Raw genomic sequence first — 26,799 nt, 5'->3', positions numbered from 1 at the left:
TATGACAACAAGTACCGGCAGTACCATACTCGACAAAATTGTTAAGCATAAATTACAGGAGATCTCGGAAGCTCGGTCAAGGGTTTCGATCAGCCGTTTAGAGGAGGATGAATTGTTTCACCGCGAATGTTATTCTTTAAGGGAATTTATTTTATCCCCGGAAAGAACTGGCATAATAGCTGAGTTTAAAAGGGCATCACCTTCTAAGGGAATTATCAATAACAAGGTTAATGCAGGTACTGTAACTAAGGCCTATGCAGAAGCTGGGGCTTCCGCCCTGTCAGTCCTTACAGATTCGCAATTTTTTGGTGGGCGAATAAGTGATTTATTACAGGCAAGGCATGCCAATACAATTCCTGTCTTGCGGAAGGAATTTATTCTGGATGAATATCAGATTATTGAGGCAAAAGCTATCGGAGCTGATGTTATTTTATTAATAGCCGCTATTTTAGAACCTAAAACTATCGAGAAGTTTGCCCGTTTAGCAAAGAACCTAGGCTTAAGCGTTTTATTAGAAGTGCATAATCAGCAGGAACTGGAACAAAGTCTTTGCGATGATTTGGATGCGGTTGGGGTAAACAATAGAAATCTGGCTGATTTTTCGGTTTCTTTACAACATTCATATGATTTAGTGGATCAGATTCCTGATAAGTTTCTTAAGATTTCCGAGAGCGGTATCAGCAATCCGGCTACAATATATGAGTTGAAAAAGGCCGGATTTAATGGTTTTTTAATAGGTGAAAATTTCATGAAGGAAGAGGATCCTGGTAAGGCAATGAAGGAATTTGTAAAGCAGCTTGCAATTCTTGAACAATAAATAAATCAGTATTATTATTTCGGTGTTATGTTATTAATTCCTGATAAAGGGCAATCTAAAATACTTTAAAGCATGGGTAAACAGAAATTCTTCGATACTGCAATAAAGCCTGAACGAGCGGTTTTAGTAGGTATTATTACACCAAACGAAACAGAAGAAAAGGAGCGGGAGTATCTGGAAGAGTTAGAATTTTTAGTTGAGACTGCGGGAGGAATTACAGAAAAAACCTTTACGCAAAAGATGCAGCGTGCTGATAGAGCTACTTTTGTTGGAACCGGAAAGCTCGAAGAGATAGCAGAATATGTACGGTCGGAAGAAATAGATATTGTAGTTTTTGACGATGAGCTGAGCCCTTCCCAGCTTCGGAATATCGAGCGGGAAATGCAGGTTAAGATTCTTGATCGGAGCAATTTAATACTGGACATCTTTGCATCAAGGGCACAAACTTCTCAGGCCCGAACTCAGGTTGAGCTTGCTCAGCTCCAATATCTGCTTCCAAGATTAACCCGTTTATGGACTCACTTAGAGCGTCAGAAAGGGGGAATTGGAATGCGTGGTCCGGGTGAAAGTCAGATTGAAACGGATAGGAGGATCATTCAGGATAAAATAGCTTTGCTCAAAGAGCGTTTGAAGATAATCGACAGGCAGAACGAAACCCAGCGGAAAAATCGCGGACAGCTGGTTAGAGTAGCATTGGTAGGATATACCAACGTAGGAAAATCTACCATTATGAACATGTTGTCTAAATCTGATGTATTTGCCGAGAATAAGTTATTTGCTACCCTGGATACTACAGTTAGAAAAGTTGTAATCGAAAATCTTCCGTTCTTACTCTCGGATACAGTTGGTTTTATTCGCAAGTTGCCTCACCATTTGGTAGAATGTTTCAAATCGACTTTAGACGAAGTAAGGGAAGCTGATATATTAATACATGTTGTTGATATTTCACATGCCACATTTGAGGATCAGATTAAGACAGTTAATGAAACTTTGAAAGATTTAGGCGTTGTAGATAAAGAGATTATTACAGTTTTTAACAAGATCGACGTATATAAACCTGAACATGATAATGAAACGGGGGTTACTCTAAGTTTGGAGGAGTTTAAAAACAGCTGGATGGGAAAACATAACAGTCCTGCGGTTTTTATTTCGGCAGCAAAAAAGGAAAATGTGGAAGAGTTGCGAAATTTGTTATACACAAAAGTCAAAAACGTTCACCAGGAAAGATACCCATACGACGCTTTGTTGTATCCTGATATAGAAGGGGAGAATCAATAAAATTATTATTATGGAATCGAAACGTCAGCAAAAATTCGCAGGGGTAATTCAGAAAGATTTAGCCGAGATATTTCAACGTGAAGGCATGAGTTTTTTGCCGAATACATTAGTTACAATAACCAAGGTACGCATTACTCCCGACCTTGCCATTGCCCGTGTTTTCTTAAGTTTTTTTAACAATTCAAATACGAGTGTTGCTTTAAATACAGTTAAAGCTCATGCCAGTGAAATTCGGTATAAACTTGGTGCAAGAATAAAAAACCAGGCACGGATCGTTCCGCAGCTTGAATTCTTTTTGGACGACACCAATACCTATGTTGAGCGCATGGATAAGATTTTCGATAAAATAAGTCAGGAGCCAAGACAACCCGATACGGAAGAATAAATGTATTAAGGTATCCTTAAGCTAAATAACTTAAATTACTAAATAAAAATCCATCTGTATCGTTATATTAGTCTATGACTTTAAGCGTGGCATTGGTAATGTGGTTAGCCTTCAGTGGTGTTAAAACTGATGGTGTGCCGGTGTTTAAAGGCGGTGCTAAAAACCTTAACAGCTTTATTTCCAATAATCTGATTTATCCTGAATATGCGAAACAAAATTGTCTTCAGGGTACTGTTCACATTAGCTTTCAGCTTACCAAACAAGGCAGAATATTCGGATCTAAAGTGAGTAAGGGCTTCGGAATAGATCTGGATTCTGAAGCTTTGCGTATTGTTCGGTTGACATCTGGGAAATGGCTTGTACCTGGTGCTTTTGATACCACACAAGCTATTGTTATTCCTATCAATTTTACGTTAAAAGAATATAACTGCAGTGAGCGTTCATCTGACGAAATCAAGGAAGCAATAGCCGCATATCAGGCCCGGCAAGATCTTAGTAAGGCTGTAATAAACTTTTATGAAAAGAAATCCTCAGGAAGCTATTCGGCTTCTGATGAAGAAAAAATTCTGGAGTTAAAGCGGCAGTTAGGTTATGATGAGCGATTTTTTGATCGATTATTAAGACAGGCTCAGCAAAAAATGAAGCAAGGCGATAAAGAAGGCGCTTGTGAAGATCTTAATCTGATCCGCAAGCTGGGAAGTAATAAATCCGAGAAACTACTCTTTGAAAAATGCCGGTAATTCGTTATTCCAATTTTTTCACTGGATTAAGAAGGAAAAAAGCGGCCAATTAACTCAGCCGCTTTAACCAATAAAAACTAAAAACTAAACTAGAACTCTAACCCTTTTCTAAATATTGTAAGCGTAAACTCTACCTGATTGACTCGTGGTTTGGTCGAGGGTTTAATTTATAAGTATATTTATTTGTGATTTTTAGACTTGAAGAGCATATTCTGCTATTTCCTGCACCCGAACTTGCTGATGAGGATGGCCTTCTTGCTGTTGGCGGAGATTTATCGGTTGATCGTTTAAATCTTGCCTACAGTATGGGGATATTCCCCTGGTATTCTGAAGAGACACCGATTTTATGGTATTCACCGCATGAGCGATTCGTTATTTTCCCTGAAAAGGTTAAGGTGTCTAAAAGTATGCGTAAATTTCTAAAAACGGATGTATATAAAATAACCGAAAATCAGGCATTTGAGCAGGTGATAAAATCTTGCGCTGCAGCGGAAAGAAAGGGTCAGGATGGTACCTGGATAATTTCTGAAATGCAGGATGCTTATATGGCTCTTCACAAAAATGGGATCGCTCATTCTATTGAAGTTTGGCAGGATAATGTTTTGGTAGGAGGTCTTTATGGCGTAAAAACCGGAAATGTATTTTGCGGGGAGAGCATGTTTAGTTTCGCTGTCAATGCCTCAAAAACTGCTTTAATATGGCTTTGTAAACATAAGAATTATTCTCTGATCGATTGTCAGTTCCATACCGATCACCTGGAGAGTATGGGGGCTGAGTATATTTCGAGAGAGGAGTATATGAGGATATTAGGAACTAATTAAGGGCGTTTATATATTTTTGAGGGTTTAGATCTATACTTAATGATGCTTTTCTGATTACTACTTTCTTCTAATTCAAAATCTCCCGGATATCGTCTGCGCTCAGCGATTTTACAAAACTTTCTTCGGTAGTTATTAAAGATTCGGCTACCGAACGCTTCCTGTTTTGAAGAGCGAGAATCTTTTCTTCGACTGTGTCTTTGGTAATGAACTTATAAATGAATACTTTCTTTTTCTGTCCGATTCTGTGGGTTCTGTCAATGGCCTGCTGTTCTACAGCAGGGTTCCACCATGGATCGAGCATAAATACATAATCGGCCTCCGTAAGGTTCAATCCCACACCTCCGGCCTTTAAAGAGATAAGAAATAACTTAATATCTTCATTCTTTTGAAATTCCTCCACAACCTGTCCTCTGTTTTGAGTCGAGCCGTCGAGGTAGGCATAGCGTATTTCCTCCGAATCAAAATGGTTGCGATAAATCTCCAGCTGTTTCACAAATTGCGAGAATACCAGAACTTTGTGTCCACGCGACAAGACACTTTCCAGAGTATGAATTACGTTTTCAAATTTGCCGGACTCGCCTTCATAATCTTTATCAATCATATAAGGATGATTGGCTATCTGTCGAAGTTTAGTAAGACCTTGTAAAACCTGAATTTGAGATTTTGCAAAAGTTCCGTCTTCTAAAGACCTTAACATATCATTTCTATACTCAGATTTTACATCTTCATAATATTTCGCCTGCTCTTCGCCCATCTGACAGTAAAAGAGCTGCACTGTTTTTTCCGGCAATTCGGTTGCAACCTGGTCTTTTGTTCTTCTTAAAACAAATGGTTTAATTAGAGCCTGTAATTTTCTGGCCACCTCCTCATCCCGCTTCTTTTCAATTGGAATTACGAAATCATTCTGAAAGAAATGCTGGCTGCCCAGTAGGCCCGGATTAATAAACGACATCTGAGTCCATAAGTCATTTACCGTATTTTCCACCGGTGTTCCGCTTAAAATTAATTTATGCTTCGATTTTAGCTGTTTAACTGCTTTGTACGCTTTTGATGCGGGGTTTTTTATGTTTTGACTTTCGTCGAGAATGACATAATTAAAGTAGAGGGTTTTCATTAGCTCAATGTCTACCCGGGTAATGCCATAGGTTGTAAAAACCACATCGTATTCCATAAACCGAGTGACATCTTTACTTCTAAATGTGCCTGTATGTTCTAAAATCCGAAGAGAGGGAGCAAACTTTTCAGCTTCCTTAGCCCAGTTATAAATTAACGAGGTTGGCATTATAATTAAGGAGGCTGATGTTTCTGAATGTTCTTCTTTTATTTTTTGTAGAAGTGCCAGCGTTTGAACTGTTTTTCCAAGGCCCATATCATCGGCCAGGCATCCTCCAAAGTTGTAATTACGTAAAAACTGAAACCAGTCATAACCGGCTTTTTGATAAGAGCGAAGCTTGCCTTTAAAGTTCACGGGAACATCCAGATCCTCGATTTTTTCAAAATTGCTGAGTTGCTGAAGTTTCCTGTCCATGGTAATAGATGCCAGTTCGCTATTGGCGAAGTCATTTATCAAACCAATATGATGTTTTTTAAGTCTTAAATGATCATCCGACTTTTCGGTAAAATGCAACAGGTTCCCATATTGCGAAAACCATTTTTCGGGTATTATAGCTACCTCGCCGGAAGGTAAAGTGAACTCGCGAATCTTATTCAGAATATGATGGCGCAAATCCATGAATGGAATTTGATAGGGTCCAAAATATACAAAGGCTTTTAAATCAAACCAGTCATTTCCCTCCTTGAATTCCAGATCAACCTTGCTGGTGCCAAATAGGAAGCGTTTATTGCCATCCGGCTGCTCTATTTCAAAGCCGTTTTCTACAAGTTGTTCGTGATTTTCGTTGAGCCAGTTTATAACGCTAAATGAAGCATCTTCTTCGGAAAATAGTTGTTTAACCTCCAGGTTTAAAAACAAGGAACTTGCAGCTTCTAAACCAAGGTCCAGTAAATCATCAAGTTTCGACTTTTCCCAGGAGAGCGACCTTTTTATTCGGTGGAAAATATATTCGTCGCCTTTTTTTTCCATTCTGACGGAAACTTTTGTAGTGCTTCCGGCAGCGAAAATATAAGTGCCATATCTAAAATAAAGCTGTAATTGCGAGATCCCTCCGGGTATGAAAATTACTTTTAATACTGGAGTTGCATCAAATTTTTCTGTGTTTATAGTAAATCCTTCTGCGTAGACATGGTGTTTCTCAATTAGAGGACCTACAAATTTTTCGAAATAGGCTTTTTCTGAAGACTTGGGAATAGATATAAATCGCTTGTTTAAAAAAGGCTGAAGCTTTTTGCCTTCTACTTCACCATCAAAAAAGTATAAAACATCTTCCAATAGCAACCATGCAGGCTCATTGCAAATCACCTGCGCATCTTTAAACATGAATTCAATACGGATGCCCTGATATTTAATCGTAGGGAAATACCTGGTTTCTTCTTCATTTCTTCTGAAATGGAACAATACCGAAGCAGGTTCCTCAGCCAATTGTATCTTACGCTCAACAGGCCATCCTTCTTTACTCATCAAATACAGAGATTTATCTTTCAGTAACTTGAATGCTTCGATTATTCGTTTTTCAATTTTAGGACGAATAATTTCATAGAATTTCGGATCGAACGTTTTACTGAAGAATTCAAAAGGTCTTACAGGCTTTTTATGATAGCGTTTAATTATATGCCCCTGCTCGGTTTCTTCTAAAAGTTTAATGAGCTTAATGTCGGTTTCATCAAGTATTGTAGAGAACTCCTTCGCAGTAGTTGAAAATAATCGCTGGTAAGTAAGCGAAAAATCTCCATCCTGATTTAACTGAACAATATGAGGTTCGATTAAATAGCCTAAGAATTCGTGCTTGCATAGTGAATATACAAGTTTACAGGGTTTTGAGCTATCGACGCGTAACATTTAGAAATAGATAAAATTTATCCAAGCAAGCAGATAAAAAATGTTAAACTTAGATAGAATTCTGTTTAAAACCAATAGGAAAACTACCTGATTGTGTTGCAGGTAAAAACTGTTACTTAAACTAAATAAACAATCCTTACCTTTACAGTCTCAAAAAGGGGTGCCTTGTTTGTGAATAAATGATTGAACTCCAATCGGCAAACATAAAAACAGGCTGAGATTAGACCCATCAGAGAAGCTGAAAAGGTTAGTGTTAAAAAGTGATATATCTTTTAATCCTGGCTTGTAATCTTTAGCTTCAATGAACACCTGATCCGGGTAATGCCGGCGGAGGGAGGTAGAGTTAAGAATGTGCGTACCCCTTCGTGCATATTGTGTTAACTTATAATAAATCAAATTGAAAAAAAATGTAATGTTCGCAATCGCGACAATCCTCTTACCAGCACTGGTAGCAGCTCAGTTTTCTATTAGCGGAAAAATTATTGATCGCCAAAATGAGCAGGCACTGGCAGGCGCAACAATAACTTCGGGTAATTACATAGTTCAATCTAATTTTGCCGGTGAATATTCAATTCCTAACCTGAAAGCAGGAAAGTACCTGGTTAAGGTTACTTATTTAGGGTATCAACCATTCCTTCAAACGATAGTACTTAATTCGAATGAGACCATAAATGCTGCACTGGAAAGAAACGGCATCGTAACTGATGAAGTACTCGTAAATTCGACGCGTGCAAACAAGAATTCTGCGACTACTTACCGGAATGTTGGCCGGGAGGAGCTGGAAAAAAATAATCTTGGACAGGATTTACCCTATCTTCTGAATCAAACCCCTTCTGTTGTAGTGAGCTCCGATGCCGGTACGGGCATTGGTTATACAGGAATCAGGATCCGCGGAAGCGACCCAACCAGAATTAATGTCACTTTAAACGGAATCCCATATAACGATTCCGAAAGTCAGGGACTATTTTGGGTGAATATGCCGGATTTTGCTTCATCGGTAGATAATATACAGGTTCAACGAGGTGTAGGGACATCAACTAATGGTGCAGGAGCGTTTGGCGGAAGTTTGAACGTTCAAACCACAACTTTGCGTGATTCTGCTTATGCGGAATTAAATAATACAGCCGGTTCTTTCGGTACATTAAAGAATACCGTTATGGTCGGAACAGGTTTAATAAATGGGAAATTTACGTTTGATGGCCGTCTATCAAGAATCATCTCCGACGGGTATATTGACAGGGGAGCTTCTAAACTGCGCTCGTATTTTTTAAGCGGGGCTTACTACGGAAAAAAAGATTTGCTGAGAGCCAATGTTTTTTCAGGCGCTGAGAAAACATTTCAGGTATGGAATGGCATTCCCGAAGCTAAATTAACAGGAGACAATGCTGCCTTGTTAAATCATTATTACAATAACCTCGGTTATTTATATCATACTACTGCCGATTCTATCAACCTTTTTGACTCTGACAAAAGAAAATACAGCCAGTTTTTATACGATGATCAAACAGACAACTATTCTCAGGATCATTATCAATTATTATATACTCATACTTTTTCTCCTCAATTAAATATTAATACGGCCTTGCATTATACTTATGGTCGTGGTTATTTCGAAGAGTATAAGAATTCTCAGTCCCTTGATGATTACGAACTAAGCTCGATAACTATCGGTGGTACAACCATTAATGAAACAGACCTGATTCGCCGCCGCTGGCTGGATAATGATTTTTACGGATTTACCTATTCTTTAAATTACAATCCATCCGAACCATTGAGTTTAACTTTAGGTGGTGCTTACAATGAGTATGACGGGGATCATTTTGGCGAAGTAATTTGGGCGCAATATGCTTCAGATAGTAAAATCAGACAACGTTATTATAACGGTAACGGGTTTAAAACAGACTTTAACATTTATGGAAGAACAAATTACCAGGTCGGGAAAATTAATTTATTTGCCGATTTACAATATAGAGGCATAGGTTATAAAATTACCGGAACAGACAAAAATAGAAATCAGCTTAACCATGATATCGATTTTAATTTTTTCAATCCAAAAATTGGCCTTACATACCAACTTAATCCTGGTAGTAATTTTTATGCCTCGTTTGCAATAGCAAATAAAGAGCCTAATCGGGATGATTTTATTAACTCTAGTGCTGTCAACATTCCAAAATCTGAAAATCTTAAAGATCTGGAAGCGGGTTACAGAGTTAATGGAAAAAGTTATTCGGCAGGCATTAATGCCTATGCTATGTTCTATAATGACCAACTAGTTTTAACGGGTAAGATCAATGACGTAGGAGAATACATTCGGCAAAATGTTTCAGATAGTTACCGTATGGGCTTAGAGCTTGATTCCAGAGTTCAAATAATCCCTGCTCTTTCCTGGTCGGCAACAGCTGCTTTAAGTCGTAACAAGGTGAAGGATTTTACTGAATATGCAGATGATTATGATAATGGAGGTCAGATTTCTAATAATTTCAAAAACACCGACCTGGCTTTTTCTCCGAATTTTATTGCATCAAGTGATATTTCTTATAGTTTTTTCCAAGGCATAGAAGTTGCTTTTCTAAGCAAAGTAGTTAGCAAGCAATACCTGGACAACACATCAAATAACGGCAGATCTCTAGCCGCATTTGATGTACATGATTTAAGACTTCGTTATAATACATCGGTCAAACAGATTAAAAATATCGGCTTATCTTTTCTGGTGAATAATGTCTTTTCAGAGAAATTTGCCTCAAATGGATATAGTTATAGCTACATAATGGGAAGTAAATTCACCACGGAAAATTTCTATTTTCCGCAGGCTTATCGCAATTATATGGTTTCCCTCAACCTGAAATTTTAGTTGCTAATACATCTGTCTGATAAGGGCAGATGTATTAATTTTTCTATTCATTAAAAATTAACCTTACTTTAAATTTCAATTGCGAGATTTGGCTCTGTTATTTTAAATAAATGAAACTTAGATATCTTCCGTTAGTTGTTTTTTCCTTTTATTGTACTTCATTATTCTCACAACAAAAATCTTCCGCTGTATTGCCCAGACCAAAATTGGTTGTTGGGTTGGTTGTGGACCAAATGCGCTGGGATTTTCTTTATCGATATTATGAACGGTATGGTTCCAGAGGGTTTAAGCGTCTTTTAAATGAAGGATTCAGTTGTGAAAATACACAGATAGGATACGTTCCAACCTATACAGCTTGCGGTCATGCAAGTTTATATACAGGCTCTGTTCCTTCGGTTAACGGCATTGCAGGAAATGATTGGATCGTTCAATCTTCAGGTTACAGATTGTATTGTACTGAGGATACATCAGTTCAATCTGTAGGTACTACTTCAAGAGCCGGAAGGATGTCGCCCAAAAATCTTCTGTCAAGTACAATTACTGATGAATTAAAGCTGGCAACAAACTTTCGCTCAAAAGTTATCGGCATTGCTTTAAAGGACAGGGGTGGGATACTGCCTGCAGGTCATTCTGCCGATGCGGCTTACTGGTATGACGACTTAACAGGGAATTGGATTACCAGTACCTATTACAGAGCAAATTTGCCATTATGGGTAGAAGAGTTTAATAATCGGCGATTAGTTGAAAACCAGGAAAATTATAAATGGGAGACTCTTTATCCACTTGCTACCTATAAGCAAAGCAGTCCCGACAATTCTTCGCGATATGAAGGAAAGTATAGGAATGAAACGACAGCTGCTTTTCCGCATGATATTTGGGCGGGACGTACAGCTGGTTGGGGAGCTATCAGAAATACTCCTTTTGCTAATACATATACCCTTGATTTCGCAAAAAAAGCTATTGAGAGCGAACAAATGGGAAAAGGCGACTTCACTGATTTTCTGGCTGTCAGCCTTTCATCAACCGATTATATAGGGCACCAGTTTGGTCCGAATTCTGTCGAAGTTGAGGACACTTATCTTAGGTTGGACAGAGATATTGCTGGTTTTTTAAGCTACCTCGATAAAGTAGTGGGAAAAGGAGAGTACACTATTTTCCTGTCAGCAGACCACGGAGCTGCCCATAATCCGAACTTTTTAAGCGATCATAAAATTCCGGCAGGAGTTTGGAACACGACAAATAATAGCAGTCGGGGACTTGAGGAGCTAAATGGAATTTTGTCTAAGAAATATGGGAGCGATAAAGTAGTTAGAAGTTTGTTTAATTATCAGGTTCATTTTAATTATCCTCTGATTAATGAGAAAGGATTAGATATCAATCAGATTAAAAAGGATGTAATTTCTTATTATAAGAGTCAAGTAAATGTTTCTTATGTGGTTGACTTGAAAAATATTGGAAATGAACCCATCCCTGAGGTATTAAAAGCCCGGATTATCCATGGCTATAATGAAAAGCGAAGCGGAGAAATTCAAATCATAACCAATCCGGGTTACTATCAGGGCTCTGGTACCGAGGTTACCGGAACCACACATGGCACCTGGAATCCATACGATACCCATATTCCCTTAGTTTTTATGGGCTGGGGAATTAAACAAGGGAAAACCAACCGTTTAACAAGTATGTCCGATGTTGCTTCAACTCTTTCAGCTTTGTTGCATATTCAGGAGCCTAATGGTAATATCGGGCAACCTATTATTGAAGTTTTAAAGTAATTTAGCTGTTAAGGCCAACACAGTTTAATGAAACCTGCATGAGCTTAGCTCTCACCCGCTCGAACGGGCGGGCAAGCCGAAATGAACTTAGAGAAACGTTCTCTTGAACACCTAACTAAATAAATCTCTGTGAAAATAAGCTGATGCCAGGCCATTCGAACGACTTCAGAGCTTAAAAGACAATTATATTCTAATGAAAAAATTTATAGCCAAATTGCATTATTTAACACAGGATTTAGATGGCAGGAGTCATATTGAGCAAGCACAAATTGCTTGTGAAGCCGGATGTAAATGGGTCCAATATAGATGCTTTTCTAAGAATGATGATGAACTTTTGAACGATCTTCATCAAATAGCCGCTATTTGCGATGACTGGGGGGCAACACTAATCGTTACTGATCATGCGCATCTTTTAGATCAAGCAGATATTCAAGGCGTCCATATAGAAGATATGGAAGCTGACTTTACGACATTTCGGGAACAAATAGGTAGTGAAAAAACATTAGGAGCTTCTGCAAACACATTCGAGGATATTCAGCGTATTGCAGCAAGCGGAGTTGTGGATTATATTGGTTGTGGCCCATTTAGTTTAACCGACACCAAGCCTAATGAATATGCGATATTGGGGATTGAGGGCTATAAATCACTTTCCGATAAAATAAGAGGGGCCGGGATCGAAATCCCTGTTCTTGCAGTTGGCGGTGTTAGAATAGAAGATGTAGATGCTGTAATGAAAACCGGGGTATATGGTGTAGCTATCTCAGCTGCAGTTAATAAGTCTGATAATCCGGTTTCTGCGTTCAAAGAAATTTATAAAAAAGTGTATTAAGTCTTCAGTACTTTTGTTTTTATGTCATCGCATCATATCATACGTGAAAAACAAGAGCCTGCCCTGCTAATTATAAGTATGGAAGGTTTCAATCATGAAAACCTGGGACAGCTTTTAGAGTGGAGTCCTACGGTAATCGTTGTTGAAGAGATATTTGAAACCGTGGATTCTCTTGGGATTAAGATAGATGGCGTGGTAAGTAAAAATCTTTCTTATGCTGCTCAGCCTGAAACTATTGTAATACATACAGAAGATGATCCCTTGCAGGATGCTCTTAAATATTTAACAGGCGAGCAATATCCGGCTGTAAATATCATCGCTGATTCTTTTTCGGCGAAGGATTATGCTGTATATATTGACAGAATAGATATTGTAGTTTTAACACCTCATCAGAAAATATTTCCGGTAAAGCCAGGGTTTAGTAAATGGCAAACTGCCGGAGAAGAAATAGAGGTTCTCCTGGAAGCTCATAATTTACATGTTTCCGGATTGATTCCCATTACCGAACATATTTTCGAAACCGAGAAAGAAGGGTTCTATACGCTAACATTCGAACAGCCATTTACGTTTATCGCCGAAACCTTATAAAAAAACATGAATATCAGGCTGGCAAGCTCAAATGATATTTTCCTGATCCATCAGCTCGCTAATGCAATCTGGCATTCCACTTATAAAAGCATTTTGCCGATAGAGCAAATTGAGTTTATGCTCAGTAAAATGTATTCAATTGAAAGCTTGCAATCACAACTTGATGAGGGAATCACTTTCATATTCGCTGAAGCGGAAGGCAAAGCGCTTGCTTTTGCATCTTATTCTTTATCAGATAGCCAGCAATTTATTTATAAGATTCATAAACTTTATATCTTACCCGAAGAACAAGGGAAAGGTCTGGGGACTCACTTAACCAATTTCATCAAGCGTGATGCACGAGCCAAGGGTGGCAAAATTTTAGAGCTAAACGTTAACCGGAATAATCCGGCGCAAAACTTTTACAGGAAGTATGGATTCGAAGTTTTTGAAGAAGTCGATATCCCGTATTATCAATACACATTAAATGATTACGTAATGAGGATGATTCTTTAAGGCGTTTTTGGTGAAATTGGCGTTATCCTTTTAGGCGTTTCTGTACCTGCTACAATACCCCTTGAACTTAAAGCTATAGCTTTTATCGTGGCTGTAATATTAGCGATATTTAATGTTTCAAATTCATCATCTACAGTGTGATAGAATTTATCGATATCAATCTGATCAGTCGAAATAGTATGAGCCGGCACGCCAAGAGCAGCAAGAGTAGCATTGTCGCTACGGTAAAAAAGTTGTTGTTCTTTGTATGGATCAGGATAAAAAGTAAAACCGGTACCTACAAGGTTTTTTTGCAAAATAGTTCCGAAATCAGAGCGGTCGAATCCGGTTATGAATGCAGAGTTCTTTCCAAATTTAGATTCCTTTCCGATCATCTCAATATTAAACATGGCTTTAATTTCATCCGGGTTCAATTTTTCCGAAAAGTATTTAGAGCCTATCATTCCTGATTCTTCAGCGGTAAAAGCAACAAATATTAAAGTGCGTTCATTGTTATTCAGCTTTTTATAATATCTGGCCAAAGACATTACTGCGGTAATTCCTGATGCGTCATCGTCGGCGCCGTTCGCAATTGAGTCTCCTTTAACATCCTCAAGGATCCCTAAATGATCATAGTGGCCTGAAAATATAACATATTCATCAGGTTTCGATTTTCCCGGAATTATTCCTGCTATATTAAAAAGGGGGGCCTGTTCAATTTTATTTGTGAAATTAATCTGATAGGTTGAAGGGTCCTTTGTTCCGATAATAAATACGGCCGCAGTATTTTCTCTGGGTTCATCAATTAACCTTTCGCCCATGAAAAAATTTCGCACACGCTTAAAAGCATCATAAAACTCTTCGTCAACAAAAATTATAACAGGTTTATTAAGTGTCATAATAGAACGGTATCTCGACATAAATATGTCTCCGGACTTAATGAATTGTGTTTCTACCCCAGAGGCAGTATTCCAGTTTAAACCTGGTTTATCCGTAATCACTAATACATTGTTTTCATCTATCACGTTACCGTTAACGGATACACTGAGAGCAATGGGTTTTATATTGGTCATTGAAAACTCCTGTCTGAAAGTGTTTTGACCTTTAAATGGTTGCAGGCCGATTTGCCTGAATTCGCTTTCGATAAAGCTGGCGGCTTTCTCAATTCCTGGAGTAAAAACTGCCCTTCCCTGCATCTCGTCAGCGGAAAGTGTGCGAATAATTCTCTCAATATCGTTTTGCTGTACAAGATTTTCGGGTTTTTGAGCAACACAAGAAATGAGAAAAACAAGTATGTAGATGAGATAAGCTTTTTTCATAGATTTATTTACGGGCATATATCTGAGCTCATGTATGCTTCAGATTCATCTTCAAATTTAAAAAATGATGTATCGAATTAAAAAATGAAGTACATTGGTTTGGCTTGAAATACTGCACACATACATTTTTTCCGATCGAATTAATCCCAATCGTAATTCTCTAATTCTCTTGCAGATTTACCGGTAATAATTTGCTTCTGTTTATGGATTTCGGTTTCCACTTTTGTGTCCTGAACACCATCTGTTACCGCTATATCAAAGTCTTTATTTTTATAAGATCCGTGCACCGCCGAAAGTTCAATATTTTGCAAGGCTATATCATAGGGCCCGACGGGGCTCATAAGCTTCACGAAAACCGGAAGGCATTCAAACAAAATGAACAGCATGCTGATAAATGCAATAGCCAGGTAGGTACCAAGGTCTCTGCTACCATCTGTGTTAAAGCTTAACTGACCTAAGGCCCAGTTTCGGTCGGCAAAGCCCGCGACATTTGCCAGGCTGTCTAATTGTTTACCGCTAAACATGCGTTCGCTGGTTATACTTTCAAGCTCTTTGCGTCGTAATATGAAATTCTCCAGCGTTGTCATTTGTTGTCTGACTGTCTCCAGGCGTTGAATTTTTTGATTCAGAACGCTTTCCTTTTGTTTCGCATAGGTACCGTAACCCTCTTTTCCAGAAGTTTGGCTGCTTTTGTCTCCAAAAATCTCCTGGTTCAGAACGTAACGTGAGAGATTAATATCTCTTTCCAGCGAATCTTTTTCCGCTTTAAGGTCTACTATTTTATGTAGTTCTGTTACATATTTATTGCTAAAAGTATTGTTAAGGGTATCTATTTTTGAACGCTGGCCATTCAAATAACTTGTTTTTAATTTCTGCCTGATTTCTTTATCGAAAATTTTCAGCTCCAGAGGGCGGGATATTACAATTCCAATCATTATCGCGAGTAAAATACGCGGCGTAGCCTGCAAGATTTGCTGATTGGCGGTTCCGGTTTTTGTAATACTCGAAACAATATACCGGTCCATATTGAAGATTGCCAGCCCCCATATTAGCCCGAATATAATAGCCAGCAGAATTGCAGCCGGGTTTCCGGAGAAAACAAAATACATAGCGTAGCCTCCTGATAAGGAGGCGAATAGGGCAGTAAAAAATATAGTGGCCCCTATACCAACATATTTATTATGTTCTGTAGGAAATTTCTTTAAAGTATCGACATGTGTTCCGGAACAAAACCAGAAAAAGTCATTGATTTTCTTCATTAAACTGAGAGAATAATATTTTATAAAACGGCCTGTGATGTAAGTTGTTACAAATTAACTGAAAATAAATATGAAAGGCTAAAAATAACATCTCAATCAAATACCGGATAAGTATTATCTTTGTTTAAAAATTCTATGAAATGGAAGAAATAACGGTAGAAGAATTAAAAAGAAAAATCGATAATGGCGAAGATTTCCAGCTGATTGATGTTAGAGAAACCTTTGAATATGAGGTGTCTAATTTAGGGGGTGTCAATATTCCATTATCGGGAATAATGATAGAATCGGATAAAATTGAGACAGATAAACCTGTAATTGTACATTGTCGCAGCGGAAAACGAAGTGCCGCAGCTATTATGCAACTTCAAACTTTAGGGTTTGACAATCTTTATAATCTTGAAGGCGGGATACTAGCCTGGAAAGAAAAGTACGATCCATCTATGCCTGTTTACTAGAATGTTTAAAAAAGTTCTTTTAAACGTTTTTTATAACATAGCCATTTTTACTATGGTAATGTGCCTTTTTTGGGGATTCAACGAGGAAAGGTACAGTATAGTGATCGTTGCAGTATTTGCTATCGCCTTATTTGTATTTTTTAAATTCAGATTAATAAAAGAGATAAAGCGGGTGACCAAGAAAGGACAGAATTAAAATGAATTGTTTTTCCTGATTATAAATTGAATGATTAATCAGTTGCTGTCTCCTGGTTTAATAGTTCAACAGCGCCCATAACCATCATTTGGTCCATCGTAGGATTAATACTGCCACCTTTTGGTTCCAAAGTGACCGCAAAAGCCTGCGCATTTTTTAATGATCTCATTTTTATCATTCCTGATGTATCGCCCTTAGCATCAAATACACCCAGGTCTACCGGATTCCCATTTACCATTGCCCATAATTGATATTGGTGTTCCGTGTCATTTGTGGGCATCTTCAGAGAAGCCATGTCAATCATAACTTCTTCGTTTTCCGGATTGAAAGCAATCATCAGGCTTGCTGTGGGAGCATTTGGAGTTCCTTTTAGTTTCACAATCTTATATTCGTCCGGATTGTGAAATATCTGCAAGGATTTATTTGCCACTTTAAGCTGATCCTCTACGTAACTTATATGATTAGAAAATTTCTGATTTGATTGGCGCAGTACTGCGATTTGATTATTAGATTCTTTTAATTGACTATAAAGATTAATTAGCACGATTAAACTTAGTAATAAGAGTGCAACCGACGCAGCAAAAGCGAATTTATAAAAAGTGTTTTTGTTAGAATATGTGTCGATAGGCACTACGATACTTTCATCTTGGCGATCTCTGGTATCAAGTATATTTAGGATTTGGGCACGCATCTGATCAGGAGGGTTTTGAGAATGTGCTTCGGCGTATTTTTCTAACGCTTTTTCAATTTCCAATAACTCTGCCCTAAGCTCAGGATGTTTTTCGAGCATAAGTTCTACTTCAAGGCGTTCACTTTCGGTTAAGTCGCCAAGCACGTAGAGCTCTAAAATCCCGCTTTCGATATATGCTTTTAAATCTTCCAATTTAATTGAATAGTTTTCTTAAACTGATAATTGCTAATCGTACTCTTGTTTTTACAGTGCCGAGAGGTATTCCCAATTCTTCAGACGCCTCAACCTGCGTATACCCTTTAAAATAAATCAGATCTAATACAGCTTTAACTTCAGGTTTTAGTTTATTAACCATTTCCCGTACGCCAAACAAGTCTGGATTTAAGCTGGAATTTCGCTGCTCGTCAATTGTAATTACGGAGTTTTCAATGTCCTGGTTCTTGCTGTTATTACGAAAATCCTTCGATCTTATTTTGTCTACCGAGAGATTACGGGTGAGATTAACCATCCAGGTGAAGAGGCGGCCTTTTTTTTCATCGTAAGAATCAAATGAGTTCCAGATTTTAATAAAAGCCTCCTGCAATAAATCTTCAGCGAGTTCCTGATTCTGTACTACTCTAATAATAACGCCATATAGAGAAGCGGAGTACATGTCGTATAATGCCTCAGACCCTATTCTTTGTTTCTGCCGTATAGCTTGTATAAGATCGGCTTCAGGAAGTGATATTTTAGTTTTTCTGCTCAAATCTATATTCTTTCCAATAATAGTGAATGCTTTACATACCTCAATGATTAATGTATGAATATTTTTTTTTCATAAGAAAATAAATCCATTACAATATTTCTTCTCGTAGTTACTGAGAACAATTAAACCTAATAATAGATTTATGGAAAATTCAACTATTAAACAAAAGGGCGCTTTATCAAAAGAGGAGCTCTTAGATCAGAAAGTGCAACGGCGCTCTTTCTTGAAGTATGCGGGAGCGGGTGTTGCGGGAATTGCTTTAGTGGCAGCAGGGTGTAAGCAAAGTAATTATAACCCCGACGATCCTGAAAATGGATTTGGTCCTGGCATATCTTTGGGCACGGGAGATGTTGCAATCCTCAATTATGCCTACGCTCTTGAGCAATTGGAAGCTGCATTTTACATTCAGGCAGTCGCGACTCCTTATTCGGGCATGACCGCTACCGAGACCGCTTTTTTGACTGATATCCGTGATCACGAAATTGCTCACCGCGAGTTTTTTAAGGCTGCTATTTCCGCCAATGGTGCGACTCCCATTAAGAATTTAACTGTTGATTTTAGTAGCATTAATTTTTCCAGCCGTGCCAGTGTGTTGGGTACAGCAATGGCATTCGAAGATTTAGGTGTGTCCGCCTACGACGGCGCAGGTTATTTATTACAAAATGCTAACTTTTTATTATTGGCCGGTAAAATCGTGTCTGTAGAAGCGCGTCATGCTGCATTAATACGTGAGCTTATCTCACCAAATACTTTTTTGGGAGATCAGGTTGATAGTAGTTCTGTAAACATATCCCGCACTCCTGCTCAGGTATTGGCAATTGCGGGTACCTATATTAAAACTAAAATTGACCCATCGACTATACCAGCTTAAATCAAAAGATCATGAATATTGTAAATATATTAGAAGAAATAGAAAAAGTAGACGGAGAGATTTATGAGCGATTAAGTCCCCGTAGAAATGCTATGAAAGAATTTTTTAGCATGGGTTCTAAAATTGCTTTGTCGGCTATGCCATTAGCTTTAGGCTCGATGTTTACTAAGGCGTATGGCCAGGCTACGCCCTCAGCTATTGTGGATGTGCTTCAGTATGCGTTAACACTGGAACATTTTGAATATAATTTTTACCTGAAAGGCAATGCAGCCGCCGCTTTGCCAATTCCTGCCGGTGAACAGAGAAATGCGATAGTTATGATTCGCGATAGCGAAAAGAAACATGTTGATTTTCTGAAGAGCGTTTTAAGTTCTCTTAGTCAGACTCCTGTGTCAGAGAAAGCTACATACGATTTTACAGCTGGGGGTACTTTTCCGGATGTTTTTACAAATTATGGTACCTTTTTGGCGGTAGCCCAGGCATTGGAAGATACTGGAGTGAGAGCATATAAAGGTCAGGCAGGTATCCTTAAAGGAGAGAAGGTGGTTTTAACCGCAGCCCTTGGTATCCATGCTGTAGAGGCGAGGCATGCTGCCAAAATTCGGTATATGCGCAGGATGAATGGTGTTCCGGCATTAAAGCCATGGATTACAGGCTCAGCCAACAGTTCTAACGATAGTGGTGTGGCCGCTGCAAATGGAAATTATGGTGGAGCAAGCCCGGAAAATAATGTTAATCAGGCAGGGGTAATAATCACAAATTTACCCGGGGTCGGTGGAAATATATCATTTAGTGCAGCAACAGAGGCCTTTGATGAGCCCCTAACTAAAGCCGAAGTTTTAGCTTTAGTAGCACCTTTCGGAGTATCTTAATTGTTTTTAATGTAAAAGGACAAAAGGGCATAAATACCCTTTTGTCCTTTTAAACAGAGTGATTAAATATATCTGTTAATTACATTTTCAAGATATTCTTGTTTGCCGCTAATTGTAGCAGGTTCGCCTTGCTCAATAGCATAAGTTCTTAAATCCTCAAGAGATAACTTTCCTTCTTCGAATTCTTTTCCTTTACCTGAATCGAAAGATGCATATCGCTCCTGGCGGATTTTTTTGTAATCTGATTTCTGAAGAATGTTGTCTGCCGTGATCAATGCTCTGGCAAAAGTATCCATTCCACCAACATGCGCATAGAACAGATCTTTCATGTCGGTAGAATTTCTTCTGATCTTCGCATCAAAATTCACACCTCCTCCCTGTAAACCACCGGCTTCAAGGAAAATTATCATCGCCTCCGTGATTTCATTTAAGTTGTTGGGGAATTGATCTGTATCCCAGCCATTTTGATAGTCGCCGCGATTTGCATCTACCGAACCTAACATTCCTGCATCTGCCGCAACTTGCAATTCATGCTGAAAAGTGTGTCCCGCTAGTGTAGCATGGTTAACCTCAATGTTTATTTTAAAATCTTTTTCTAAGCCGAATTGGTTTAAAAACCCGATTACCGTCGCACAGTCAAAATCATACTGATGTTTTGAAGGTTCTGCAGGCTTCGGTTCAATAAAGAAAGTTCCTTTAAACCCATTCTTGCGTGCGTAGTCTTTAGCTGCATGAAGGAATTTAGCGAAGTGTTCCTGCTCACGTTTCATGTCCGTATTAAGCAAAGTCATATATCCTTCACGACCTCCCCAGAATACATAATTTTCACCATCCAATGCGATAGTTGCATCAAGTGCAGCTTTCACCTGTGCGGCACCATGAGCTAAAACATGGAAATCCGGGTTTGTCGAAGCCCCGTTCATATAGCGTGGATTTGAAAACAAGTTTGCTGTTCCCCACAGTAATTTTATTCCGCTTGCTGCTTGTTTTTGCTTGGCATAATCTACCAGGGCCTGCAATCTTCTATCATTCTCGATAATGTCATTGCCATATTCCACCACATCTAAATCGTGAAAGCAGTAATAAGGCAAATTCATTTTTGTTAAAAATTCAAAGGCTGCATCCATTTTGTCTTTTGCTTTTTCAACAGGATCACTTTTCTTATCCCATGGAAAAGCATGAGTAGGTGCTCCAAACGGATCTGCACCATTGCCTACAAACGAATGCCAGTACGCTCCCGCAAAGCGAAAATGATCTTTTAATGTTTTGCCCGCTACTACTCGGTTTTCGTCATACCATCTAAACGCCAGCGGATTGTCTGATTCTAAACCCTCAAATTTAATCTGGCTTATTCCTTTAAAAAATTCGGTATCTCCGGTGATTACACTTCCCATTTATTTATGATTTTTTATATGATTATCTAATAATTTTTTCCAATCCTGGTAAATTGGTTCGTAAGTTTCTGCTTGTGTTGGCTCAATAAAAGCGAGCGGTTTGGCGTTTTTAAATGCCTCCTGTTCAGAAGAGAATATTTTACTTCCAATTCCGGCTCCTAAGGCAGCTCCAACGCTTCCATCGTTTTCATAAAGCTCCACCGGCACATTGGTTGCATTAACAAATGCTTCTGTAAAAACCTTACTCAGGAATAAATTTGACTTCCCAGCTCTGATAACTGATGGATTTATTCCAATTTCGCGCATAATATCTAATCCATATCTGAATGCGAATGCGATGCCTTCCTGTGTAGCCCTGAAAATATGCGCTCGTGTATGAAGGTTGAAATCTATATTGTTAAAATGAGCTCCAATAATTTTATTATTTAGCATTCTTTCTGCTCCGTTTCCGAAGGGAAGTATTCTTAATTTGTCGCTTCCTACCGGGATTTGGGCACTCTGATCATTCATCTCTTCATAATCAATGCCAGAAGCGATGTTCTTTTTGGTCCAGCTGTTTAATATCCCTGTCCCGTTAATACATAATAGCACCCCGAGACGGGTATTTTTGCCTGTATGATTTACGTGAGCAAAAGTATTTACTCTCGATTGCTTGTCATAAGTGACAGAATCGCTCACACCATAAATAACACCCGAGGTCCCTGCAGTGGCAGCAACTTCTCCAGGGTTAAGAACATTTAGCGATAAGGCATTATTAGGCTGATCTCCGGATTTGTAGCTGATCGGAATTCCAGCCTTTAATGAAAGTTTTTCTGCTATTGTTTTCGTCAGATGACCATGATCGGCGAACACATTCATTACATCTGCAATTATGCTTTTGTCAAAGCCAAAGCAATTTAAAATGTCTTCAGAAATTGAGTTGTTTTGAAAATCCCAAAATATCCCTTCCGAAAGTGCGGAATTACTCGTGGTGATTTTTCCAGTTAGCTTCATGGAAATAAAGTCTCCGGGAAGCATGATTTTATCTATTTTATTGTAGATGAGAGGTTCATTTTCTTTTACCCAGGCTAATTTAGAAGCGGTAAAATTTCCAGGCGAATTAAGCAGATGTGACAAGCTTTTTTCCTCACCAATCTGCTCGAATGCACGGTTTCCAATTTCAACCGCCCTGCTGTCGCACCAAATGATAGAATCACGTAGTACGTGTTGATTTTTATCCACTACTACCAAACCATGCATTTGATAGGCTATACCGATCGCGGCAATATCCTGAGGATTATAAGCTTTACTGGCATTAGCTTTCAGGATAGCCATTTGTACATGATCCCACCACATTTCAGGAGACTGCTCAGCCCAGCCTGTTTTTAAGGAAGTTATAGACGATTCTGTATCAGGATATTGAGCCGAAACTATAGTTTTTTGAGTCTCGGATTCTACAACCGACACTTTTATAGAAGATGTACCAACATCAATACCAAGTAAAAGCATGCTATGAGGTTTAAATGGCTATTGCCAACGTTGGCACTAAGGTAGAAATAATATCTTTTTAAATTATTATTTTTTTAGTTTTATGGGATTAAAAAAATTGAAATTGAAAAAGACCACCATACTTGATATTGCAAAAGAGTTAAATGTTACTTTTTCTACTGTTGCCAGGGCATTGAATGATCATCCGGCAATTAGCATTGCAACAAAAAAAGCGGTTCGGGAAACAGCAGAGCGTTTAAACTATCGCCAAAATAAAATTGCATCCTCTCTGCGTTCTGGCCGGAGCAACATCATCGGAGTTATTGTCCCTAATTTACATGTAAGCTTTTTTAGCTCTGTTGTATCAGGAATAGAAAATATTATGAATGCGAACGGGTATAATATACTTTTATTTCAATCGAACGAATCTAAAAAACATGAAGCAAAAGGGATTGAAACGTTTCTGCAATCCAGGGTAGACGGAATTATATCGTCGGTAACCACCGAAACGGTTGAGGAGGTTTATGCCGAAATCAAAAGTCGTAATATACCGCTTATATTTTTCGACAGAGAGTTAAGCTCCCTTAGTGTCTCATCCGTAGTTATAGACGATTATAAGGGTGGTTTTATAGCTACCGAGCATTTGATAAAGCAGGGTTATAAGAACATTCTGCATATTACGGCACATCAGGACATTGCAATTTTTAAAGAACGTTTGCGCGGATATGTCGATGCCTTGCTTTATTATAATCTCCCCGTTAAAGAAGAGCTTATAATAAAAGGGAATTTTTCCCTCCAGTTTGGGAAAGATGTTGTGAGAGAAGCAAAAACGCAGGGAATTAATTATGATGCGATTTTTGCCCTCGAAGATTATACGGCCATGGGAGCAATGCAGGCATTAAAAGAGTTGAACATTAAAATTCCGGATGAAATTGGCGTGATCGGTTTTGCAAATGAATCCTTTGGTAGTTTGGTTAGTCCCTCTCTTTCTACTATTGATCAGCAAACAGCGAAAATGGGCGAAGAAACTGCAAGAATCTTTCTTAATCAGTTAAAAAATGAAAATGTACCGTATAAGGCTGAGAAACTGATTTTAGAGCCAAGATTGATCGTCAGGGAGTCGTCTTTAAGAAATTAAAAGATAAATGCGAACGTTTGCATTGGATAAAAGCATAATTCTAATTAATCTTGTGTTTTGAATTATGTAAACCAATTTTATGAAAAGGATAATCCTTATTCTCATTTGCTTTCATTCATTTCTAGTTTTAAAAGGGCAATCTCAAATTCTTCCTTCTTCATTAACGGTATCCCAGGATGGCAGCGGTGATTATAAAACTATTCAGGAAGCTGTTAATGCCGTTCGTGACCTTTCACAACAGGTAGTCAAAATTTATATTAAAAAAGGGGTATATAATGAAAAGCTGGTTATCCCTTCATGGAAAACTAAAATTTTCCTGATCGGCGAAAGCAAGGACAATACAATTATTACCGGAAATGATTATTCAGGAAAAGCATTCCCGGGAGGTAAAGATCCTTATGGGAAAGATAAATATTCAACATACACTTCTTATACTGTTTTAGTTCAGGGAAACGACTTCAGAGCAGAAAATTTAACGATTAAAAATACTGCCGGACGAGTGGGGCAGGCTGTAGCTCTGCACGTAGAAGGCGACAGGGCGACAATAGTTAACTGCAATATTTTAGGGAATCAGGATACTTTATATACAGGTTCGGGTACTAGCCGGCAATATTACAAAGATTGTTATATTGAAGGTACAACAGATTTTATTTTTGGTGAAGCTACAGTTGTATTTCAGAATTGTACAATAAAGAGCCTTTCAAACTCGTATGTTACCGCTGCTGCTACTACACCGGTTCAACGTTTTGGATATGTGTTTTTCGATTGCAAATTGATTGCAGATCCTGCTGCTGATAAGGTTTATTTAGGCCGACCGTGGCGACCGTATGCTAAAACGGTATTTATACGAACTGAGATGGGAAAGCATATTGTGCCTCAAGGCTGGGATCCATGGAAAGGTGATAAAATGTTCCCTGACAAAGAAAAAACTACTTATTATGCAGAGTACGGATCCTTTGGTGCGGGTGCTGATTCAGCTAAGCGTGTAGTATGGTCAAAAAGACTATCAAAAAAAGAAATAAAAAAGTATACACTAAAAGATATATTCTCCGGCCAGGCGAATTGGGCCGCTTCATTATAACCCTAAATAAACCCCATGTATTATTATTCTATTTTTAAGAGACCGTTATTGGCGGTATTGTTTTGCTCATTCATTTTTCCGGCCTATTCACAAACCGAAAAGAATTATATTTCTAAAGTTTGGGTTGCCGATCAGGGAAACGGCACCTATAAAAATCCGGTGTTAAACGCTGATTATTCAGATCCTGATGCAGTGCGTGTCGGGAGTGATTTTTACCTCACTTCTTCTTCTTTTGAGGATGTCCCCGGTCTGCCAATTCTTCATTCAAAAGATCTCGTTAACTGGACCTTAATCGGACATGCATTAAAACGGCAGATCCCGGCTGATTATTTTTCGGCGGCGCGCCACGGGCAGGGAGTGTGGGCTCCGGCCATTCGTCACCATAACGGAGAGTTTTATATTTACTACCCCGATCCTGATTTTGGAATTTATGTTACTAAAGCAAAAAACCCGGCAGGTCCCTGGTCAGATCCGATTTTAGTTGCAGGTGGAAAAGGCTTAATTGATCCCTGCCCTTTATGGGATGATAACGGTAAGGTTTATTTGGTTCATGCTTATGCTGGAAGCAGGGCGGGAATTAAAAGTATTATAGCTGTCAGGGAATTAAACGTGCAAGGCACCAAAGCTTCAGAAGAAGGAGTGATCGTGTACGACGGACATGAGACGGATGCAACTATTGAAGGCCCAAAGTTCTACAAAAGAAATAAATACTATTATATTTTCGCTCCGGCAGGGGGAGTGTCTACAGGCTGGCAATTGGTGTTACGCTCAAAGAATTTATATGGTCCCTACGAAAGAAAAGTTGTAATGCACCAGGGAACTTCGACCGTAAACGGTCCGCATCAGGGTGCATGGGTAGACACACCAACTGGAGAAGACTGGTTTCTGCATTTTCAGGATAAAGGCCCTTACGGAAGAGTTGTACATCTGAATCCCATGAAATGGGTAAACGACTGGCCTGTAATTGGTGTTGATAAAGACGGCGATGGCACAGGAGATCCCGTATTAACTTATAAAAAGCCGAACGTTGGAAAGAAACAATTTCCAATTGCTACCCCGCCGGAAAGCGACGAATTTAACGGTAACAAACTTGGTTTGCAATGGCAGTGGATGGCCAATCCAAAGCCTACATGGGCCTTTGCTCATGCAGCAAACGGTTCGCTCAGATTGTTTACCGATAAGCTTCCGGATTCCCTTAAAAACCTTTGGCAAGCGCCTAACGTATTGCTTCAGAAATTCCCGGCTGATGAATTTATGGTTACCACAAAACTTAAATTTACTCCGAATACGAAGCTTGAAAATGAAAAAGTTGGCTTAACGATAATGGGATTTAGTTATGCCGGACTGGCATTAAAAAGCAAGAAAGACGGCAATTATTTGGTCTATACCCTGTGCAAAAATGCTGAAGGTGGAAAGGCCGAAGAAGAAAAGATTATCTCAAAAGTATCAAATCAACCGGTATATTTCAGAGTGAAGGTAACACAAGGCGCCAAATGCAAATTTAGTTATAGTTTGGATGGACAAGTATTTACAGACGCAGGCGCTGAATTCCAGGCTGAAGTCGGCCGTTGGAAAGGTGCCAAGGTTGGATTGTTTGCTACCAGAGAAACACAGATCAATGATTCAGGATTTGCAGATTTTGATTGGTTCAGAGTAGAGCCGGTTCAATAAGATTATAATTTTATATTTATGAAGCTTCTGTACACTAGTGCAGGAGCTTTTCATTGAAATAGCTTTATCCCATAAAGCTTTAACAAGTTTCATTTATCTTTGAGTTGGAATACACTTTTTGGTTTCTAA

At 38.7% G+C, this 26,799-nt stretch carries 24 protein-coding genes; 17 read left to right on the top strand and 7 right to left on the bottom strand.

Annotated features, from left to right (window positions below):
- The first annotated feature begins 1 nt into the window (after position 1).
- The 5 genes from trpC to aat all read left to right on the top strand — a co-directional run bounded on the left by trpC (position 2) and on the right by aat (position 4,041).
- The gene (gene trpC / locus WG906_RS10905; protein ID WP_339992629.1) at positions 2-817 is read left to right on the top strand and encodes an indole-3-glycerol phosphate synthase TrpC; all 816 of its coding nucleotides are present in this window, start codon (positions 2-4) and stop codon (positions 815-817) included.
- A 72-nt stretch (positions 818-889) separates the two neighbouring features.
- Positions 890-2,095: a GTPase HflX gene (gene hflX, locus WG906_RS10900; RefSeq protein ID WP_339992628.1), complete on the top strand. Its 1,206-nt coding sequence runs from the start codon at positions 890-892 to the stop codon at positions 2,093-2,095.
- 10 nt (positions 2,096-2,105) lie between these two features.
- Entirely contained in the window at positions 2,106-2,480 is a 375-nt protein-coding gene (rbfA, locus tag WG906_RS10895) for a 30S ribosome-binding factor RbfA (RefSeq protein WP_339992627.1), read from the top strand.
- Between the two features lie 74 nt (positions 2,481-2,554).
- Positions 2,555-3,220, top strand: coding sequence for an energy transducer TonB (locus WG906_RS10890; protein WP_339992626.1), 666 nt, complete (start codon positions 2,555-2,557; stop codon positions 3,218-3,220).
- 185 nt (positions 3,221-3,405) lie between these two features.
- Positions 3,406-4,041, top strand: coding sequence for a leucyl/phenylalanyl-tRNA--protein transferase (aat, locus tag WG906_RS10885; RefSeq protein WP_339992625.1), 636 nt, complete (start codon positions 3,406-3,408; stop codon positions 4,039-4,041).
- Positions 4,042-4,108: 67 nt separating this feature from the next.
- Here aat and WG906_RS10880 read toward each other — a convergent pair whose 3' ends face one another.
- Positions 4,109-6,997 carry a DEAD/DEAH box helicase gene (locus WG906_RS10880; RefSeq protein WP_339992624.1) on the bottom strand — a complete coding sequence of 963 codons (2,889 nt, stop codon included), beginning with the start codon at positions 6,995-6,997 and terminating at the stop codon, positions 4,109-4,111.
- A gap of 397 nt (positions 6,998-7,394) precedes the next feature.
- On the opposite strand from WG906_RS10880, the gene WG906_RS10875 reads away from it, so the two are divergent.
- From WG906_RS10875 to WG906_RS10855, 5 genes are all read left to right on the top strand, one after another.
- Positions 7,395-9,848, top strand: coding sequence for a TonB-dependent receptor (locus WG906_RS10875; RefSeq protein ID WP_339992623.1), 2,454 nt, complete (start codon positions 7,395-7,397; stop codon positions 9,846-9,848).
- Between the two features lie 110 nt (positions 9,849-9,958).
- Positions 9,959-11,620, top strand: a complete 1,662-nt coding sequence (pafA, locus tag WG906_RS10870; RefSeq protein WP_339992622.1) for an alkaline phosphatase PafA — start codon at positions 9,959-9,961, stop codon at positions 11,618-11,620.
- 193 nt (positions 11,621-11,813) lie between these two features.
- A complete protein-coding gene (locus WG906_RS10865) occupies positions 11,814-12,449 on the top strand; it encodes a thiamine phosphate synthase (RefSeq protein WP_339992621.1) in 636 nt (211 codons plus the stop codon).
- A 78-nt stretch (positions 12,450-12,527) separates the two neighbouring features.
- Positions 12,528-13,037 carry a thiamine pyrophosphokinase gene (locus WG906_RS10860; RefSeq protein ID WP_339992620.1) on the top strand — a complete coding sequence of 170 codons (510 nt, stop codon included), beginning with the start codon at positions 12,528-12,530 and terminating at the stop codon, positions 13,035-13,037.
- 6 nt (positions 13,038-13,043) lie between these two features.
- Complete coding sequence (locus tag WG906_RS10855; RefSeq protein WP_339992619.1) at positions 13,044-13,532, top strand: GNAT family N-acetyltransferase; 489 nt, start codon at positions 13,044-13,046, stop codon at positions 13,530-13,532.
- On the opposite strand, the gene WG906_RS10850 is transcribed toward WG906_RS10855, so the two are convergent.
- Positions 13,529-14,830, bottom strand: a complete 1,302-nt coding sequence (locus WG906_RS10850; protein ID WP_339992618.1) for a M20/M25/M40 family metallo-hydrolase — start codon at positions 14,828-14,830, stop codon at positions 13,529-13,531. The genes WG906_RS10855 and WG906_RS10850 overlap by 4 nt on opposite strands.
- Positions 14,831-14,970: 140 nt before the next feature.
- Positions 14,971-16,089 carry a DUF4407 domain-containing protein gene (locus WG906_RS10845; protein ID WP_339992617.1) on the bottom strand — a complete coding sequence of 373 codons (1,119 nt, stop codon included), beginning with the start codon at positions 16,087-16,089 and terminating at the stop codon, positions 14,971-14,973.
- A 140-nt stretch (positions 16,090-16,229) separates the two neighbouring features.
- Between WG906_RS10845 and WG906_RS10840 the strand changes: the two genes are divergently transcribed.
- Both WG906_RS10840 and WG906_RS19475 read left to right on the top strand, forming a co-directional pair.
- Positions 16,230-16,544, top strand: a complete 315-nt coding sequence (locus WG906_RS10840) for a rhodanese-like domain-containing protein (RefSeq protein WP_339992616.1) — start codon at positions 16,230-16,232, stop codon at positions 16,542-16,544.
- A gap of 1 nt (position 16,545) precedes the next feature.
- Positions 16,546-16,740 carry a DUF6358 family protein gene (locus WG906_RS19475; protein WP_431844475.1) on the top strand — a complete coding sequence of 65 codons (195 nt, stop codon included), beginning with the start codon at positions 16,546-16,548 and terminating at the stop codon, positions 16,738-16,740.
- Between the two features lie 34 nt (positions 16,741-16,774).
- Here the strand turns inward: WG906_RS19475 and WG906_RS10835 are convergent, their stop codons facing one another.
- On the bottom strand, positions 16,775-17,623 hold the full coding sequence (locus tag WG906_RS10835) for an anti-sigma factor (RefSeq protein ID WP_339992615.1): 849 nt from the start codon (positions 17,621-17,623) through the stop codon (positions 16,775-16,777).
- Position 17,624: 1 nt separating this feature from the next.
- Entirely contained in the window at positions 17,625-18,176 is a 552-nt protein-coding gene (locus WG906_RS10830) for an RNA polymerase sigma factor (RefSeq protein ID WP_339992614.1), read from the bottom strand.
- 142 nt (positions 18,177-18,318) lie between these two features.
- Here WG906_RS10830 and WG906_RS10825 point away from each other — a divergent pair, with 142 nt between their 5' ends.
- Both WG906_RS10825 and WG906_RS10820 read left to right on the top strand, forming a co-directional pair.
- Positions 18,319-19,047, top strand: coding sequence for a ferritin-like domain-containing protein (locus WG906_RS10825; protein ID WP_339992613.1), 729 nt, complete (start codon positions 18,319-18,321; stop codon positions 19,045-19,047).
- Positions 19,048-19,058: 11 nt separating this feature from the next.
- The gene (locus WG906_RS10820; RefSeq protein ID WP_339992612.1) at positions 19,059-19,919 is read left to right on the top strand and encodes a ferritin-like domain-containing protein; all 861 of its coding nucleotides are present in this window, start codon (positions 19,059-19,061) and stop codon (positions 19,917-19,919) included.
- Between the two features lie 62 nt (positions 19,920-19,981).
- Here WG906_RS10820 and xylA read toward each other — a convergent pair whose 3' ends face one another.
- A complete protein-coding gene (gene xylA / locus WG906_RS10815; protein ID WP_339992611.1) occupies positions 19,982-21,313 on the bottom strand; it encodes a xylose isomerase in 1,332 nt (443 codons plus the stop codon).
- Positions 21,314-22,801 carry a xylulokinase gene (locus tag WG906_RS10810; RefSeq protein WP_339992610.1) on the bottom strand — a complete coding sequence of 496 codons (1,488 nt, stop codon included), beginning with the start codon at positions 22,799-22,801 and terminating at the stop codon, positions 21,314-21,316.
- A gap of 103 nt (positions 22,802-22,904) precedes the next feature.
- Here WG906_RS10810 and WG906_RS10805 point away from each other — a divergent pair, with 103 nt between their 5' ends.
- From WG906_RS10805 to WG906_RS10795, 3 genes are all read left to right on the top strand, one after another.
- Complete coding sequence (locus WG906_RS10805) at positions 22,905-23,918, top strand: LacI family DNA-binding transcriptional regulator (protein ID WP_339992609.1); 1,014 nt, start codon at positions 22,905-22,907, stop codon at positions 23,916-23,918.
- A gap of 79 nt (positions 23,919-23,997) precedes the next feature.
- Positions 23,998-24,999 (top strand): pectinesterase family protein, encoded by a 1,002-nt coding sequence (locus WG906_RS10800; RefSeq protein ID WP_339992608.1) that lies wholly within the window; start codon positions 23,998-24,000, stop codon positions 24,997-24,999.
- 48 nt (positions 25,000-25,047) lie between these two features.
- Positions 25,048-26,670 carry a glycoside hydrolase family 43 protein gene (locus WG906_RS10795; RefSeq protein ID WP_339992607.1) on the top strand — a complete coding sequence of 541 codons (1,623 nt, stop codon included), beginning with the start codon at positions 25,048-25,050 and terminating at the stop codon, positions 26,668-26,670.
- Positions 26,671-26,799 lie beyond the last annotated feature (129 nt).

Origin of the sequence: Pedobacter superstes (genome assembly GCF_037622515.1) — a bacterium.
Taxonomy (GTDB): domain Bacteria; phylum Bacteroidota; class Bacteroidia; order Sphingobacteriales; family Sphingobacteriaceae; genus Paradesertivirga; species Paradesertivirga superstes.
The sequence above is the reverse complement of the archived record's forward strand: the minus strand, read 5'-3'. Positions and strand labels throughout refer to the sequence as shown.